At 71.5% G+C, this 15,077-nt stretch carries 15 protein-coding genes; 9 read left to right on the forward strand and 6 right to left on the reverse strand.

Annotation, left to right across the window (positions count from 1 at the left end; translation table 11 throughout):
• The first annotated feature begins 270 nt into the window (after positions 1–270).
• Genes E3O48_RS00005 through E3O48_RS00015 form a run of 3 tightly spaced genes read left to right on the forward strand, consistent with a single transcriptional unit; the run spans position 271 to position 5,110 of the window.
• Complete coding sequence (locus tag E3O48_RS00005) at positions 271–1,293, forward strand: 3-oxoacyl-ACP synthase III (protein WP_134536829.1); 1,023 nt, start codon at positions 271–273, stop codon at positions 1,291–1,293.
• Positions 1,290–4,136, forward strand: coding sequence for an alpha/beta fold hydrolase (locus tag E3O48_RS00010; RefSeq protein WP_241982324.1), 2,847 nt, complete (start codon positions 1,290–1,292; stop codon positions 4,134–4,136). Before E3O48_RS00005 ends, E3O48_RS00010 begins: the two co-directional genes overlap by 4 nt.
• Positions 4,133–5,110 carry an NAD(P)-dependent oxidoreductase gene (locus tag E3O48_RS00015; RefSeq protein WP_134536830.1) on the forward strand — a complete coding sequence of 326 codons (978 nt, stop codon included), beginning with the start codon at positions 4,133–4,135 and terminating at the stop codon, positions 5,108–5,110. Before E3O48_RS00010 ends, E3O48_RS00015 begins: the two co-directional genes overlap by 4 nt.
• 42 nt (positions 5,111–5,152) lie before the next feature.
• Here E3O48_RS00015 and E3O48_RS00020 read toward each other — a convergent pair whose 3' ends face one another.
• Complete coding sequence (locus tag E3O48_RS00020) at positions 5,153–5,515, reverse strand: GntR family transcriptional regulator (protein WP_134536831.1); 363 nt, start codon at positions 5,513–5,515, stop codon at positions 5,153–5,155.
• Positions 5,516–5,611: 96 nt separating this feature from the next.
• On the opposite strand from E3O48_RS00020, the gene E3O48_RS00025 reads away from it, so the two are divergent.
• The gene (locus E3O48_RS00025; protein WP_134536832.1) at positions 5,612–6,049 is read left to right on the forward strand and encodes a YdeI/OmpD-associated family protein; all 438 of its coding nucleotides are present in this window, start codon (positions 5,612–5,614) and stop codon (positions 6,047–6,049) included.
• Positions 6,050–6,066: 17 nt separating this feature from the next.
• Entirely contained in the window at positions 6,067–6,837 is a 771-nt protein-coding gene (locus tag E3O48_RS00030) for an ABC transporter permease (RefSeq protein WP_241974666.1), read from the forward strand.
• A 22-nt stretch (positions 6,838–6,859) separates the two neighbouring features.
• Here the strand turns inward: E3O48_RS00030 and E3O48_RS00035 are convergent, their stop codons facing one another.
• Positions 6,860–7,297, reverse strand: coding sequence for an Lrp/AsnC family transcriptional regulator (locus tag E3O48_RS00035; RefSeq protein WP_134507851.1), 438 nt, complete (start codon positions 7,295–7,297; stop codon positions 6,860–6,862).
• 393 nt (positions 7,298–7,690) lie between these two features.
• Between E3O48_RS00035 and ddaH the strand changes: the two genes are divergently transcribed.
• From ddaH to E3O48_RS00055, 4 genes are read left to right on the forward strand one after another with little or no spacing between them, the layout of a single operon-like run.
• A complete protein-coding gene (gene ddaH, locus E3O48_RS00040; protein ID WP_134536833.1) occupies positions 7,691–8,536 on the forward strand; it encodes a dimethylargininase in 846 nt (281 codons plus the stop codon).
• Positions 8,533–9,786, forward strand: a complete 1,254-nt coding sequence (gene rocD, locus E3O48_RS00045) for an ornithine--oxo-acid transaminase (protein WP_134536834.1) — start codon at positions 8,533–8,535, stop codon at positions 9,784–9,786. The genes ddaH and rocD overlap by 4 nt, the downstream gene beginning before the upstream one ends.
• Positions 9,787–9,834: 48 nt before the next feature.
• On the forward strand, positions 9,835–10,041 hold the full coding sequence (locus E3O48_RS00050; RefSeq protein ID WP_134536835.1) for a hypothetical protein: 207 nt from the start codon (positions 9,835–9,837) through the stop codon (positions 10,039–10,041).
• Between the two features lie 25 nt (positions 10,042–10,066).
• Positions 10,067–10,453, forward strand: a complete 387-nt coding sequence (locus E3O48_RS00055) for a type II toxin-antitoxin system death-on-curing family toxin (RefSeq protein ID WP_134536836.1) — start codon at positions 10,067–10,069, stop codon at positions 10,451–10,453.
• 227 nt (positions 10,454–10,680) lie between these two features.
• On the opposite strand, the gene E3O48_RS00060 is transcribed toward E3O48_RS00055, so the two are convergent.
• The 4 genes from E3O48_RS00060 to E3O48_RS00075 form a co-directional block, all read right to left on the reverse strand.
• The gene (locus tag E3O48_RS00060; protein ID WP_134536837.1) at positions 10,681–11,940 is read right to left on the reverse strand and encodes an alpha-hydroxy acid oxidase; all 1,260 of its coding nucleotides are present in this window, start codon (positions 11,938–11,940) and stop codon (positions 10,681–10,683) included.
• Positions 11,941–11,988: 48 nt separating this feature from the next.
• Positions 11,989–12,816, reverse strand: a complete 828-nt coding sequence (locus E3O48_RS00065; RefSeq protein ID WP_370248741.1) for a FadR/GntR family transcriptional regulator — start codon at positions 12,814–12,816, stop codon at positions 11,989–11,991.
• A 24-nt stretch (positions 12,817–12,840) separates the two neighbouring features.
• Positions 12,841–13,887 (reverse strand): glycerophosphodiester phosphodiesterase family protein, encoded by a 1,047-nt coding sequence (locus E3O48_RS00070; RefSeq protein ID WP_134536838.1) that lies wholly within the window; start codon positions 13,885–13,887, stop codon positions 12,841–12,843.
• A 150-nt stretch (positions 13,888–14,037) separates the two neighbouring features.
• Positions 14,038–15,054 (reverse strand): LacI family DNA-binding transcriptional regulator, encoded by a 1,017-nt coding sequence (locus E3O48_RS00075; RefSeq protein WP_134536839.1) that lies wholly within the window; start codon positions 15,052–15,054, stop codon positions 14,038–14,040.
• Positions 15,055–15,077: the final 23 nt, after the last annotated feature.

The following is a 15,077-nucleotide window of genomic DNA, read 5'->3' on the forward strand; positions in this document are numbered from 1 at the left end:
ACCCTCCGCCTTCGATTAACAGCGTCCACGCCGGGCCAGTCCGATCTGACTAGACGTGTACCGCTACCGACAATCGATTAGGACTCACTCATCTAGTCGCCGCTCCCCGCCCTGCAAGGGAGCGGCCGCCGACGCGCGTAAAATAGAGCGTTGGCGGCCGCTCTCCGGGGCCGGCGTGTACAGCGGGCACCGGACAACGATCAGGTTTCTGATGGAGGATGACCGGGGCCCCGGCTTGCCGCGGCCGCAAACTCGACAGGGGAACCACAGTTGGACGGAAACGCAACGACGACGCACACCAACGTCGCCCTGCTGTCGGTCACGAGCATGCTCGCGCCCCGCATCACGACGTCGGCGGAGATCGACGGCCGGCTGCAGCCCGCCCTCACCCGGCTGCGGCTCCCGACCGGCCTTCTCCAGCGCGTCGCCGGGGTGCAGGAACGGCGCAACTGGGATGCGGGCACCACCTTCGATGACGCCGCCGTCATCGCCGGCAAGCGCGCCCTGCACGAGGCCGGGATCGAGCCGGGCCAGGTCGGCCTGCTGATCAACACCTCGGTCACCCGCAAGCACCTCGAGCCGTCCGTCGCCGTGCGCATCCACCACGGCCTCGGCCTGCCGTCCTCGGCCACCAACTTCGACATCGCGAACGCCTGCCTGGGCTTCGTGAACGGGATGACCCTCGCCGCGCAGCTGATCGACTCCGGCCAGGTCGACTATGCGGTCGTGATCGACGGTGAGGACGCCGACGAGATCCAGACCAACACGATCGAGCGGCTCGGCCGGCCCTCCATTTCCCGTAAGGACTTCATGAGCGAGTTCGCGAGCCTCACCCTGGGCTCCGGCGCCGCCGCGGCCGTGCTCGGGCGGGCCGATCGGCATCCGGAGGGCCACCGGATGCTCGGCGGCGTGACCCGCGCCGCGACCCAGTTCAACGGGCTCTGCGTCGGCAGCGTCGACGGCATGTTCACCGACGCGAAGGCGCTGCTCAAGGGCGGAATGGAACTCGTCGTCTCGGCCTGGACCGAGGCGAAGCGGGACTGGAACTGGTCGAGCATGGACCGCTACATCCTGCACCAGGTCTCGGATGTGCACACCGACGCGATCGTGAAGGCCACCGGCCTCGACCGTGCGCGGGTGCCGCTCACCTACCCTCTGTTCGGCAACGTCGGCCCGGCCTCGATCCCGATCACCCTCGCGGAAGAGGCCAGGACCCTGAAGCCGGGCAACCGGGTGCTGCTGATGGGCGTCGGCAGCGGCCTGAACACCGCCATGATGGAACTCGCCTGGTGACCGGTCCCGGCAGGACCCACCGCCTCCCGCGGGCGGCAGCCGTGCCGGCCCCCGCGACCCTTCCGCCGCGCGGGCTGCCCGGCCTCGACCCCGCGTTCTCCCGCCTGGTCGAGGTCGCCGAGAGCGGGGCCACCACTCCGGCCACCCGCACCTGGCACCTGCTCGACAACGCCGCGCGGCTCGCCGAGCTCGGGGTCACCCCGGTCGGCACCGTGCTCTGCGTGCACGGCAACCCGACCTGGTCCTATCTCTGGCGCGAGTTCGTTTCGGCGGCGACGGATGCCGCGGCCGCCGGCAAGGCCGCCTGGCGGGTCATCGCCGTCGACCAGCTGGAGATGGGTTTCTCCGAACGCACCGGCACGGTGCGCCCGCTCGCCCGCCGCGTGGCCGACCTCGGCGACCTCACCGAGACCCTCGGCCTGGCCGGCCCGGTGGTCACCTTCGGCCACGACTGGGGCGGCGTCGTCTCCCTCGGCTGGGCCGTCGACCACCCCGCTTCACTCGGTGCGGTCATGCTGCTCAACACCGCCGTGCACCAGCCGGAGGACTCGCCGATCCCGGCGCCGCTGCGGCTCGCGCTCTCCGGCCCCGTGCTGGCCGCCGCGACCGTGACGACGCCCGCGTTCCTCGAGACGACGCTCGCGCTGGCGCATCCGCCGCTCGCCGCCGCCGTCAGGCGCGCCTACCGGGCGCCGTACCGCGGCGCCGCCCGGCGCGGCGGGATCGGCGCGTTCGTCGCCGACATCCCGGTGGACTTCGCCCACGAGAGCGCCGCCGAACTCGACCGGATCGCCGGAGGGGTCTGCGAACTCCGCGTGCCCGCACTGATGCTGTGGGGTCCCCGCGACCCGGTCTTCAGCGACCGCTACCTCGACGACCTCGTCGCCCGGCTTCCGCACGCCGACGTGCACCGGTACGAGGGCGCCGGGCACCTGGTCGCGGAAGACGTGGACTACGCGGCGGCCGCGCTGACCTGGCTGGGGGAGACCGCGGTGCTCGAACCCCCGGTTGTCGAGCCCGCGGTGGTCGAGCCTGTCCCGACCGAGACCGCGGTGCTCGAGCCTGTCCCGACCGAGACCGCGGTGCTCGAGCCTGTCCCGACCGAGCCCGCGGTGGTCGAGCCTGTCCCGACCCCGACTGTCCCGACCCCGTCCACCCCGCAGCCGGCCTGGGCCGCCAACCCGCACCATCCGCTCTGGCACTACCTCGACGAGCTGCGCGAGAGCGACGAGACCGCCCTCGTCGACATGTCGCCGCCCGGCGGCGGTGGCCCGCGCGTGGTCAGCTGGCGGATGCTCTCCCGCCAGGTGCGCCGGCTCGCCGCCGGCCTCGACCTGATCGGCGTGCGCGCGGGCGACCGGGTGTCCCTGCTCGTGCCGCCCGGCGCAGACCTCACCGCGGTGCTCTACGCCTGCCTGCGGATCGGCGCGATCGTCGTCGTCGCCGATGCCGGTCTCGGCCTCCGCGGCCTGACCCGGGCCGTGCGCGGCGCGCATCCCGACCACGTGATCGGGGCCGCCCCCGGCCTCATCGCCGCCCGCGCCCTCGGCTGGCCCGGCCAGAAGATCTCCGTCGCCCGCCTGCCCCGCGCGGTGCACCGCGCACTGGACGTGTCCTTCACCCTTGCCGAACTCCTCTCCCTCGGCGCCGCCGAGGAACTGCCGGCCCCGCCCGCCCCCGGCGACACGGCGGCCGTGCTGTTCACCTCCGGCTCGACCGGTCCGGCCAAGGGCGTCGTCTACACCCACGCCCAGCTGGCCGCGGTCGCCCACGCGCTGCACGCCCAGTACGGGGTCGGCGTCGGCACCGGCCTCGTCGCCGGCTTCGCGCCGTTCGCCCTGCTCGGCCCGGCCCTCGGCGCCCGCTCGGTCACCCCCGACATGGACGTCACCTCGCCGAAGACCCTCACCGCGACCGCCGTCGCCGCGGCCGTCGCCGCGATCGACGCCACCGTCGTCTTCCTCTCCCCGGCCGCCCTGGCCAACGTCGTCGCCACCGAGGCCGCCCTCACCCCCGCCGACCACCGGGCCCTCGCCGGCGTGCGCAGCTTCCTCTCCGCGGGCGCCCCGGTCGCCGAGCCGCTGCTCGCCGGCGCCGCCCGGCTCATGCCGCGGGCGAGCGCGCACACGCCCTACGGGATGACCGAGGGCCTGTTGATGACCGACATCACCCTCGAGGGCATCCGCGACGCCGCCCCGACCTCCCTCGCCGACCTGGCCGGCCCGGGCGGGGTCTGCGTCGGGCGCCCGGCGGCGACCACCCGCATCCGGATCAGCGCCCTCGACGCCGACGGGGCCGCCACCGGGGAGCTCTCGGATGCCGCGGGCGTCACGGGCGAGATCGTCGTCTCCGCGCCGCACACCCTCGACCACTACTCCCGGCTCTGGCTCACCGACCGGGCCGCCCGGCGCGGCGCGGTCGCCGGGGAACGCTGGCACCGCAGCGGCGACGTCGGCCACTTCGACTCGGCCGGCCGGCTCTGGATCGAGGGCCGCCTGCCCCACGTCATCGCCACCGCGACCGGGGTGCTCACCCCGGTCGGCCCCGAACAGCGGATCGAGGGCGTGGCCGAGATCGCCCGCGCCGCCGTCGTCGGCGTCGGCCCGGCCGGAACCCAGCAACCGGTCGCCGTCGTCGAGACCCTGCCGCCCGCGCACCGGGTCGCACTGGCCACGCCCGGGCTCGCGGCCCTGGTTCGCGACGCCGCAGGGCTGCCGCTCGCCGCCGTGCTGGTCGTGCCGCGCCTGCCCACCGACATCCGTCACAACTCCAAGATCGACCGCAGCCGGCTCGCCCGCTGGGCGGAGACCGTGCTCTCCGGCGGGCGGATGACCCGCCTGTGAGGGTGCTCGTCACCGGGGCCAGCGGGTTCCTCGGCCGCTTTGTCGCCGCCCGGATCGCGGCCGTGGGGCACGAGGTGCGCACCCTCCAACGCCGGCCCTCCGGGCTCGCCGGGGTGTCGCCCGGCGTGACCGACCTGCGCGGCTCGATCGGCGACCCGGCCGCAGTCGCCCGGGCCGTCGCCGGCATGGACGCGGTGGTGCACCTGGCCGCCAAGGTCTCCCTCGCCGGCGACCCGGCCGAGTTCGAAGCCGTGAACGTGGGTGGCACCCGCACCCTGCTGGCCGCGGCGGCGGATGCCGGGGTCTCCCGTTTCGTCTACGTCTCGTCGCCCTCGGTGGCGCACGCCGGGGCATCCATCGTCGGGCAGGACGCGCTCCCGGCCGACCCCGCCCGGGCCCGCGGCGACTATGCCCGCACGAAGGCGCGCGCCGAGCTGGTCGCGCTGGCCGCCGACTCGCCGGCGCTGCGCGTGGTCGCGGTGCGGCCGCACCTGGTCTGGGGTCCGGGCGACACCCAGCTCGTGGCCCGCATCGTCGACCGGGCCCGCGCCGGCCGGCTACCGCTGCTCGGCCACGGCGCCGCCCTGATAGACACGACCTACATCGACAACGCCGCCTCGGCGATCGCCGCCGCGCTCGAGCGCGCCGACGCCGTGCACGGGCGCGCCTACGTGATCACCAACGGCGAGCCTCGGCCGGTGGCCGAACTGCTCGCCGGGATGTGTGCGGCCGCGGGGGTGCCTGCCCCGGAGTGGCGGGTGCCCGCGGCGCTCGCCCGCGGCGCCGGGTCGCTGATCGAGGCGGCCTGGCGGGTGCGGCCGGGAGCCGACGAACCGCCGATGACCCGGTTCCTGGCTGAACAGCTCTCGACCGCGCACTGGTTCGACCAGCGCCGCACCCGCGCCGACCTCGATTGGATGCCCGAGGTGACCCTGGACGAGGGCTTCCGGCGGCTCGCGGCGTCGTACCGGTAACGGTCCGTTTCGTCGTGGACGATTCCGGCAGCTAGCCCGCCGTTAGGGGCGGATGCCGAGGGCCGCCCTCACGATCGCGAGCGCCTCAGTCTCGCCCACGCCGAGTGCCCGTACCCGCTCGGCGTAGGCGATCGCGGCCAGCTGCGCCTGCTTGTGGGTGGCATCCCCGGACACGGCGATGAAGGAGCCGAGCCGGCCCCGGGTCTCGATCACGTCGTCGCGCTCGAGTTCGCGGTAGGCCCTGGCGACCGTGTTCGCGGCCAGGCCGAGGTCGTCGGCGAGGCGGCGCACGGTCGGCAGCTTGTCGCCTGGGGCGAGGGCGCCGCTCCGCACGCCCTCGATCACCTGGCTGCGCAGTTGCTCGAACGGCGGTGTCGGCGAGTGCGGGTCAAGCGTCAGGATCATGGGCACGAGAGCTCCTTTGTGCGGACTATGTATCAATCTACCGAGGCCGGTCCGGTGAGCGACGCTTCGGTGCCGACAGCGGGGCATACTCGACTCATGAAGTTCACGACCGTGCTCGAACTGGGCGGCAAGACCGCCACCGGGATCCGCGTGCCGGACGAGGTCGTCGCGTCCCTGGGCGCCGGCAGGCGGCATCCGGTCGTCGTCACCATCGGCGCGCACAGCTATCGCAGTTCGGTCGCGCCCTATCGCGGCGCGTACATGGTCGCGATGAGCGCGGAGAACCGGGCGCTCGCCGGGGTGGCAGCGGGTGACGAGATCGAGGTCGACCTGGCTCTCGACACCGAAGCCCGCGAGGTGGCGGTGCCCGCGGAACTGACCGCGGCGCTCGACGCGCAGCCGGGCGCCCGCGCGGCCTTCGAGGCGCTGTCCTACAGCAACCAGCGCCGGCAGGTGCTGGCCGTGGAGGGTGCGAAGGCCGCCGAGACCCGGCAGCGTCGCATCCTCGCCGCGCTGGCCGAGCTCAGCCCGTAGGTCGCTAGGCTCGGAGGGTGACCTGGCCCCGCGACCTGCCCGCCCAAGTGGCGGGGCTCCTGCCGAGCCTGGTGGGCATCCTGTTGCTCATCGCGATCGTCTCCCTGGTGCTTGCGGCCTACCGGGTGCCGCATCCGTTCGCCCCGGCGCTCGCGGTGCTCCGCGGCGCCCTGCAGCTCGCGGCGATCAGCCTGATCCTCAGCGGGATCATCTCCGATCCGTTCTGGGTCGGCGTCGGGCTCACCGTCATGTTCGTCGCGGCGGTGAGCACCGTCAACCGCCGGATCGGCGCCACCCGGCAGCATTTCGGCTGGGTTGCCGTGTCGATGGGAATCGGGATCCTGGCAACCCTCGGCGTGGTCTTCACCGTGGGCGCGATCGAATTCTCCCCGCGATATGTGCTCTCCTTCGGCGGGATCATCATCGGCAATGCGATGTCGATCGCGACTCTCACCGGCCGCCGGTTCGGGGAGGCCGTCACCGAGCACTGGGACGAGGTCGAGGGCTGGCTCGCGCTCGGGGCGACTCCCCGCCAGTCGACGAGGGAGCTCGCCCGCCGGGCCGTGTACTTCGCGATGATCCCGTCGACCGACCAGACGAAGACCACGGGCCTGGTCACGCTGCCCGGGGCGTTCGTCGGCGCGATCTTCGGCGGGGCGAGCCCCCTCGAGGCCGGCCGGTTCCAGATCGTGGTGCTCGCCGGCATCCTCTGCGCCGGGTCGATCGCCGCAGTCACCCTGATCCGGTTCCTGGCCCCGGTCACCCGTCGCCCGGTCCCGATCTCCTAGCCGCCCGCCCCACGCCGCGGGGCTACTCGGCGGCGCGGTGGATCAGCCGGGAGAGCACGATCGCGCTGCGGGTGTGGTCCACGTTCGGAGCCAGCCGCACCTTCTCGAGGGCGGCCTCCAGCCCCGAGATGTCGCGGGCCCGGATGTGCACGATCGCGTCGGCGCTGCCGGTCACCGTGCCGGCGTCCACCACCTCCGGCACGCCGGAGAGGATGCGCAGCAGCTCGTCGGGCGCGACGGTGCCCCGGCAGAACAGCTCGACGTAGGCCTCCGTGCTCATGCCGTCGATGGCCGGGTCGACCTGGATCGTGAAACCACGGATGATGCCGTCCGCGACGAGCTTGTCGACTCGCCGTTTCACGGCCGACGCCGACAGGCCGACGACCGAGCCGATATCGCCGTAGCCGGCGCGGGCATTCTGGCGAAGAAGGTCGAGAATGCCACGGTCGAGGTTGTCCATTCCGCGAGTCTAGGTGAAATCGTTGCGCTTGCGGGGGGACCTGCGCAGCAAATTTGCGCTCAACGGCGGGAATCACTAGATAGCTGCGCGATGTCCCGTGCCCGCCGGCGGCCCGGCACAGGCATCCGTGTCGGCGGGCCCCGCCGGCCCCATCACCGGCCCCTTCCGGGTGCGGGCGGATCCGCTCGGTTCGGTGCGCGGCGATCGCGCAGCACGCAGGAATCGAGCGTGAATTCGCAGGAAATACCGATTCATGCTGTGTGAGACTGGGACCGGCGTCCCTGCATGGTGTTCGGTTTCAGCCGGGCAGGGCTCTCGTGAGTGACCTGGTCCGCCATCCACCCCCGCGTTCCGTTTCGCCCAGAGCGGCGGAACGCAGACGAAGGAGCCCCAATGTCGACCAATCTCGATGCGCTCGTCTCCCCGGAGGCACCCGTGCGCACCGCGCTCAAGCGCACGATCCTGATGTGCAAGCCCAGCTACTTCACCGTGGTCTACCGGATCAACCCCTGGATGGACCCGGCAGTGCCGACCGACACGGCGCTGGCCGTTGCACAGTGGCAGACCCTCTACGACACCTACGTCGGTCTCGGCTTCGATGTGCACCTGATCGATCCGATCGACGGCCTGCCCGACATGGTCTACGCGGCCAACGGCGGCTTCGTCATCGACAACATCGCCTACGGCGCAGCCTTCACCTACCCGCAGCGCCAGCCCGAGGGCCCGGCCTACATGGACTGGTTCCGCGAGAACGGCTTCGACGTGCGGGTGCCCCAGGAGATCAACGAGGGCGAGGGCGACTTCCTCCTGGTCGGCGACGTCATCCTGGCCGGCACCGGCTTCCGCAGCGCCTCGAACAGCCACGAAGAGGTGTCGGCGATCTACGGCCGCCCGGTGATCACGCTCAACCTGGTCAACCCGAACTTCTACCACCTCGACACGGCCATCGCCGTGCTCGACGACACGAACATCGCCTACCTTCCCAGCGCGTTCGACGAGCCGAGCCTGGCCATCCTGCGCGAGCGCTACCCGGATGCCGTGATCGCCACCGAGGAGGACGCCGCCATCCTCGGCCTCAACTCCTACTCCGACGGCTACAACGTGGTCATCGCGGCCCGGGCGAAGGACTTCGAACGCCAGCTGCGCGAGCGCGGCTACAACCCGATCGGCGTCGACCTGTCCGAGCTGCTGCTCGGCGGCGGCGGCGTGAAGTGCTGCACCCTGGAGCTGCGCCGATGACCGACCTGCAGGCCGGCCGCACGCTTGCCCCGGCCGACTACATCTCCCTCGAGAACGACCACGCGGCGCACAACTACCATCCGCTGCCCGTCGTCGTCGCGTCCGGCGACGGCGCCTGGGTGACGGATGTCGACGGCAAGCGCTACCTGGATTGCCTGGCGGCGTACTCCGCGGTCAACTTCGGGCACTCCAACCCGGTGCTCCTCGAGGCCGCGCGCGCCCAGCTCGGCCGGATCACCCTCACCAGCCGCGCCTTCCACAACGACCAGCTCGGCCCGTTCGTCGCCGCGCTCGCGAAGCTCGCCGGCAAGGACATGGTCCTGCCGATGAACACCGGTGCCGAAGCGGTCGAGTCGGCGATCAAGGTCGCCAGGGCCTGGGGCTACCGGGTGAAGGGCGTCGCGGCCGGACTGGCCAACATCGTCGTGGCCGGCGAGAACTTCCACGGCCGCACCACCACCATCATCAGCTTCTCCGACGACGAGTCGGCCCGCAAGGACTTCGGCCCGTTCACGCCCGGGTTCCGCACGGTTCCCTACGGGGATGCCGCGGCGCTCGAGGCCGCGATCGACGAGAACACCGTCGCCGTGCTGCTCGAGCCGATCCAGGGCGAGGCCGGAATCGTCGTGCCGCCGGCGGACTACCTGCCCGCCGTGCGCGAGATCACCACCCGTCACAACGTGCTTTTCATCGCGGATGAGATCCAGTCCGGCCTCGGCCGCACGGGTGCCACCTTCGCCTGCGACCTGGTCGGGGTCGTGCCCGACCTCTACCTGCTCGGCAAGGCCCTCGGCGGCGGCATTGTGCCCGTGTCCGCCGTGGTCGGCAACACAGACGTCCTCGGCGTGCTCCGCCCGGGCGAGCACGGCTCCACCTTCGGCGGCAACCCGCTCGCCGCGGCGGTCGGGCTCGCCGTGGTCGAGCTGCTCGCCACCGGCGAGTACCAGGAGCGCGCGCGCGTCCTCGGCGCCCGGCTGCACGCCGGACTGCTGGGCCTGATCGGCCACGGGGTCGTCGCCGTGCGCGGCGCCGGACTCTGGGCCGGGATCGACATCGACCCGGTCCTGGCCTCGGGCCGTGCCGTCTGCGAGGCGCTGCTGGAGCGGGGTCTGCTCGCCAAGGACACCCACGGCTCGACCGTGCGGCTGGCCCCGCCGATAGTGGTCTCGGAAGAGGACATCGACTGGGCCGTCGCCCAGCTCGCCGCCGCGCTCGAGGAGTTCGGGGCCGTGGAGCCCCGCCCGGAATAGGGTTCCGGGCTGTTCCGCTCCGTGGTATCACAGTGGTACCATCTTGGCATGGCCATGACCGTCAGACTCCCCCCGCCGATCGACTCCGCACTGGAGGCACTGGCTCGCCAGCGCCACACCTCGAAGCACGCCTTGCTCATTGAGGCGGCAGATCGCTTCACGCGCCAGGAGTCCAGGACGGAGCGTGTGCTCGTGAGCGTGGATGAGATAACCACGGAGTACTCAGAACTGCTGACCCGACTCGAAGACGCGTAGTCGCCTCAGTTCGGCGCACGCTTTCATGGTGGACTACATCGAGCCGGAGCAGGCCCTGGCCGTTGTCGCGCACCTCGGACTGCACGTGCGCGACAAGGGGCTCCTCTTTTCTGCGCTCGCGCGCCCTGCGGCGGGCATGTTCGGCGAGGATGCGTATGCGACCATGGAGCTGAAGGCCGCCGCATTGATGTCGTCACTGGCACAGAATCATCCGTTGTTCGACGGAAACAAGCGGCTGTCCTGGATTCTGACCCTGGCATTTCTGCGACTGAACGGCTTTCGGGTCGTCATGCCCACGGACGAGGCCTTCGACTTCGTGATCGCGGTGGCGCAGAGCCAGGTTGAGCTCGGAGAGATCGCGTCGACGCTGGAACGCCATCTCGTCGCCACGACCCCGCGCCCGGCACCCTAGCGCCACCGCCACCATCCCCGGCACCGCCGTTCCCCTCTCCGCCTCCGTCGAGATCTACCTTTCCGGTCGAAACCGCCCGGCACACCCGTCTGCCTCGACCGAAAAGGTCGATTTCAGCAAAGAATGGCGGGTGGTAGCGGACGGCACTGCTGACCTCGACGATTCGGAGCGGCGGAGTGCTGCCCACCGCGTCACTCGGCTGTGAAGCGAGAATCTGAGCGCGTCGGTCAGGTGGTGGCGGGGATGCCGGCCGACCGGTCGATCGGGGTCAGCCGGGCGAGCTGGGTGACGTGGCCGGGTTCGAGTTCCTCGAGCGAGTTCACGCCCAGCAGCCGCATGGTGCGGCTGATCTGGCCGGAGAGGATCTCGATGGCCCGGTCGACGCCGGCCTCGCCGCCGGCCATCAGCCCGTAGAGGTAGGCGCGGCCGACGAGGGTGAAGCGGGCGCCGAGGGCCACGGCGGCGACGATGTCGGCACCGCTCATGATGCCCGTGTCCAGGTGCACCTCGAGGTCGGTCCCGACCTCGCGGACCACCCGCGGCAGGAGGTGGAACGGGATCGGGGCGCGGTCGAGCTGCCGGCCGCCGTGGTTGGAGAGGATGATGCCGTCGACGCCGAGTTCGGCGAGCCGGGTCGCATCCGCCACGGTCTGCACGCCCTTGACGACGATCTTGCCCGGCCACTGCGCGGTGATCCAGGCGAGGTCTTCGAACGTGACGGTCGGGTCGAACATGGTGTCGAGGAGGTCCCCGATCGTGCCGCTCCACCGGTCGAGGGAGGCGAAGGCGAGGGGTTCGGTGGTGAGGAAGTTGATCCACCACTCCGGCCGGGGCAGCGCGTTCAGCACCGTGCCCACCGTCAGGGCGGGCGGGATCGAGAACCCGTTGCGCTTGTCCCGGAGCCGGGCGCCCGCGATGGGCACGTCCACGGTCACCAGCAGGGTGTCGAAGCCGGCCTTCGCGGCCCGGTCGACGAGGGCCATCGACCGGTCGCGGTCCTTCCACATGTACAGCTGGAACCAGTTGCGCCCGGCCGGGTTCGCCGCCTGGACGTCTTCGATCGACGTGGTTCCCATGGTCGACAGCGAGAACGGGATGCCGACCTTCGCGGCCGCGTGGGCGCCTGCGGTCTCACCCTCGGTCTGCATCATCCGGGTGAAGCCGGTCGGCGCGATCCCGAACGGCAACGCCACGGGGGCGCCGAGCACATCCCAGCCGGTGGAGACCGCCGACACGTCGCGGAGGATCGCCGGGTGGAACTCGATGTCCTCGAACGCCTGGCGAGCCCGGGCGAGGGAGATCTCCGACTCCGCCGCGCCGTCGGTGTACTCGAACGCGGCCTTCGGCGTGCGGCGCTTCGCGATCGTGCGCAGGTCGTGGATGGTCAGCGCGGCCTCGAGCCGGCGCTTCCTCGCGTTCAGCTCCGGCGCCTTGAACTTCATCAGGGGGGCCAGGTCTGCGATCTTGGGGATTCGTCGTTGAACCATCAGTGGGTGTCCGTTCGGTGGGGGTCAGGTGGGTTCCGGCCCACGCGGTCAGGCGTGGAGCGGGTGGTCGTGGGTTTCGGCGTAGTAGTCCTCGATGTGGGCGACGATCCGCGCGCGGGCCGGCTCGGGCTCGGCGGCGGCGATGGCGGCGAGGATGCCCCGGTGTTCGCCCCGGAGGCGGGCGGACGTCTCCGGCCAGGAGGCCAGGCCGAGCGCGCCGGCCCGCGCGTAGCCCTCGATGGCGTTCCGGAGCCCGGCCATCGTGGCGGTGATCACCTGGTTGCCGGAGGCGGTGGCCAGGGAGAGGTGGAACTGGGTGTCGAGCGCGAGGAACTCGGCCTCGGTCAGGTCGGGGGCGTCCATCGCGTCGAGCAGCTGCGTCGACCCGGCGAGGTCAGGGCGCGCGGATGCCCCGGCCAGCTCGGTCACCACCGCGGCCTCCAGGATGAGCCGGGTCTTCACCACGTCGGCGACCGGGAACCCCCGCGCCGCGACCTGCAGCCGCATCAGGGCCGACATCCCGCCGCCGGGCAGGGCGACGATGATCGCCCCCGCCGAGGGGCCGGACCCTGCCGCCGTGCGGATCAGCCCGAGCACCTCGAGCACCCGGAGCGCCTCGCGCACGCTGGACCGTCCGACGCCCAGGTCGGCGGCGAGGGCACGCTCGGCGGGGAGGTGGTCGCCGGGGGAGAGCCGGCCGGAGAGGAGGTCGGCTTCGATGCTTTCCAGCACGACTTCCCAGGCGCGACGCTCGGTGGCTGGCACAGGGTCCTCCTCGGCGTTGGGGCGGAAGCCGCGCTGAGAGCCGGCGGCGGCTGTGGTCTGACCACGGTACACGGCGAGACCGGTTCGGTCCACCACGTCGGGTGAGGTCACGTCTCAGCCGCCGCCGGCATCCGGCTACCGGGTGTACGGGCGGGGGAGCGCGAGGCCCCGGTCGGCCATGATCTGGCGCACCCGGCTGGGGTAGTCCGTGATGATACCGTCGACGCCCTCGTCCATCAGGGTGCTGACGTCGGCCGGCTCGTTGACGGTCCACGGGATCACCGGGAGGCCGAGGGAATGCGCCTCCTCGATCATCGCCGGGGTGGCCGAGGCGAAGTTCGGCGAGATGACGTCGTAGCCCTGGGCGGCGGCGGCCTGCGCGAGGGAACCGTTGAACGTGTCGATGTCGATCCCCCCGAGGTTCGGGCTCATGCCGGGGGCTCCCACGCCCAGCCAGACGTCACCGCTGGACAGGGCGACCCGGGCGAGATCCGGCGCGATCTCCCGGGTGAGATTCAGGGATGCCCAGTCGAAGCTCTGCAGGGTGGTGCGCCCGGCCAGGCCGGACCCCTCGATCTCGCCGACGACGGCCCGGGTCAGGGCCGCCATCTCGTCGGCGCCGTCGGGGCCGGCCACCTCGACCTTGGTTTCCACGTTGAGGCGAACCTTCCGGGCGTCGTACTCGTCGACCAGGGCGAAGACGTCCTGCAGCAGGGCGATGCGGTTCCCCGCGATCACGGTCTGGGTGGGGAAGCCGGGAAGCTGCTGGTAGCCGCAGTCCATCGTGCGGATCTGGGCCAGGGTGAGGTCACGCACCCGGTCGTTCGCATAGGGGAATGCCGGATCGCCGGCGAAGGCCGGGGCGGTGTCCGCGCACTTGGCGGCCGTCATGATGTCGTCGTGCCAGACCACGACCTGGTCGTCCCGGGTCAGGTGGGTGTCCAGCTCGAGGGTCGACACGCCCAGCTCCAGGGAACGGGCGAACGCGGCCGTCGACTCTTCGGTCCACTCGCCACGCCCACCGCGGTGCGCCTGCAGGTCGAAGGAGGAGTGTCGGTCGGCTCCGTGGCCGTCGTCTTCCGGGCGGGATTCGGCGGCCATGGCCGGTGTGGCCAGCGTGGTCGCGACCAGTGCCGCGGAGAGCGCGGCCGTGACGGCGGTTGTGATAAGGATTGAGCGCATTGCGGGGTCCCCCTGGTGGAGCCGGTGCCGGGGCGCCGGCCTGTCTCCGCGGTGAACGGGTGGGGCTGCCTACCGCTGGGTCGGATCGACGAATCCTCGTGCAGCTCGTTTCTGCGCGGACTGAGGCCTTGAGGGGCCGCCGCGGTGAACTTACGCCGATCCGCGCACAATCAGGTCGGTGGGAACGACCATCGCGGCGGTCCGCCCTCCGTTGATCACTTCGAGCAACAGCCGGACCATCTCTTCGCTGATGCGGTCGAAGGGCTGGTGCATGGTGGTGAGCGGCGGGACAGTCGTGAGTGCGACGGGAGCGTCGTCGAATCCGGCGACGGCGACGTCCTCCGGCACTCTCCGGCCGAGACCGGTCAATGCGTCGATCGCGCCGGCCGCCATCATGTCGTTTGCGGCGAAGACCGCGTCGAGGTCGGGGTGACGAGCCAGCAACTCCGTCATGGCTGCCGCGCCGCTCGAGCGGCTGTAGTCGCCGTGCACGACAAGGGTTTCGTCGAAGTCCTCACCTAGCTCGTCGACGTACGCCTCGTAGCGCCGCATTCCGCCTGATGTGTCACTCGGGCCCGTGATCGTCGCTAGGCGGATGCGCCCGGTACCGCGCAGGTAGCTGACCATTTCCCGGGCCCCGTCGTAGTCGTCGGCGGCAACGTAGCCGAGTTTGCGTTCGAAGCCGAGCGGCACTCCACACGCGATGGCGGGGATGCCCGCGGCCACGATGTCCGAGATCAGCCCGTGCCTGCTGCTGTGCGAGGACACCAGGAGAACGCCGTCGACGTGGCCGGCCGTGACGAACTCGGTGGCCCGGCGTTGTTCGTCCTCGTTACCGGCCATGATCAACACGAGGGAGATGTCGTGCCGGGAGAGCGCCTTGGACGCTCCGCGCATCAGCACGGCGAAGTTGGGGTCTTCGAACAGGCGTTCCTGGTCTTCCGTCAGCAGGAATGCCACAGAGTTCGCCCGGCTCGTCGCCAGGCTCCTTGCGTGCGGGTTGACGCGGTATCCGGACTTTTTGATGGCCGCATTCACGCTGAGCAGCGAATCGGGGCTGACCCAGTGGCCGCCGTTCAGGACTCTCGAGACCGTGCCGCGGGAGACGCCCGCCTCGGCGGCGACATCATCGATCGTCGGACGACGTTTTGCGGGGGGCGGGGTCACGGACAAATCCTACCTTCGCCTGG

It is taken from the genome of Cryobacterium sp. HLT2-28 (genome assembly GCF_004402495.1).
In the GTDB taxonomy this organism is placed as follows: Bacteria; Actinomycetota; Actinomycetes; order Actinomycetales; family Microbacteriaceae; genus Cryobacterium; species Cryobacterium mannosilyticum.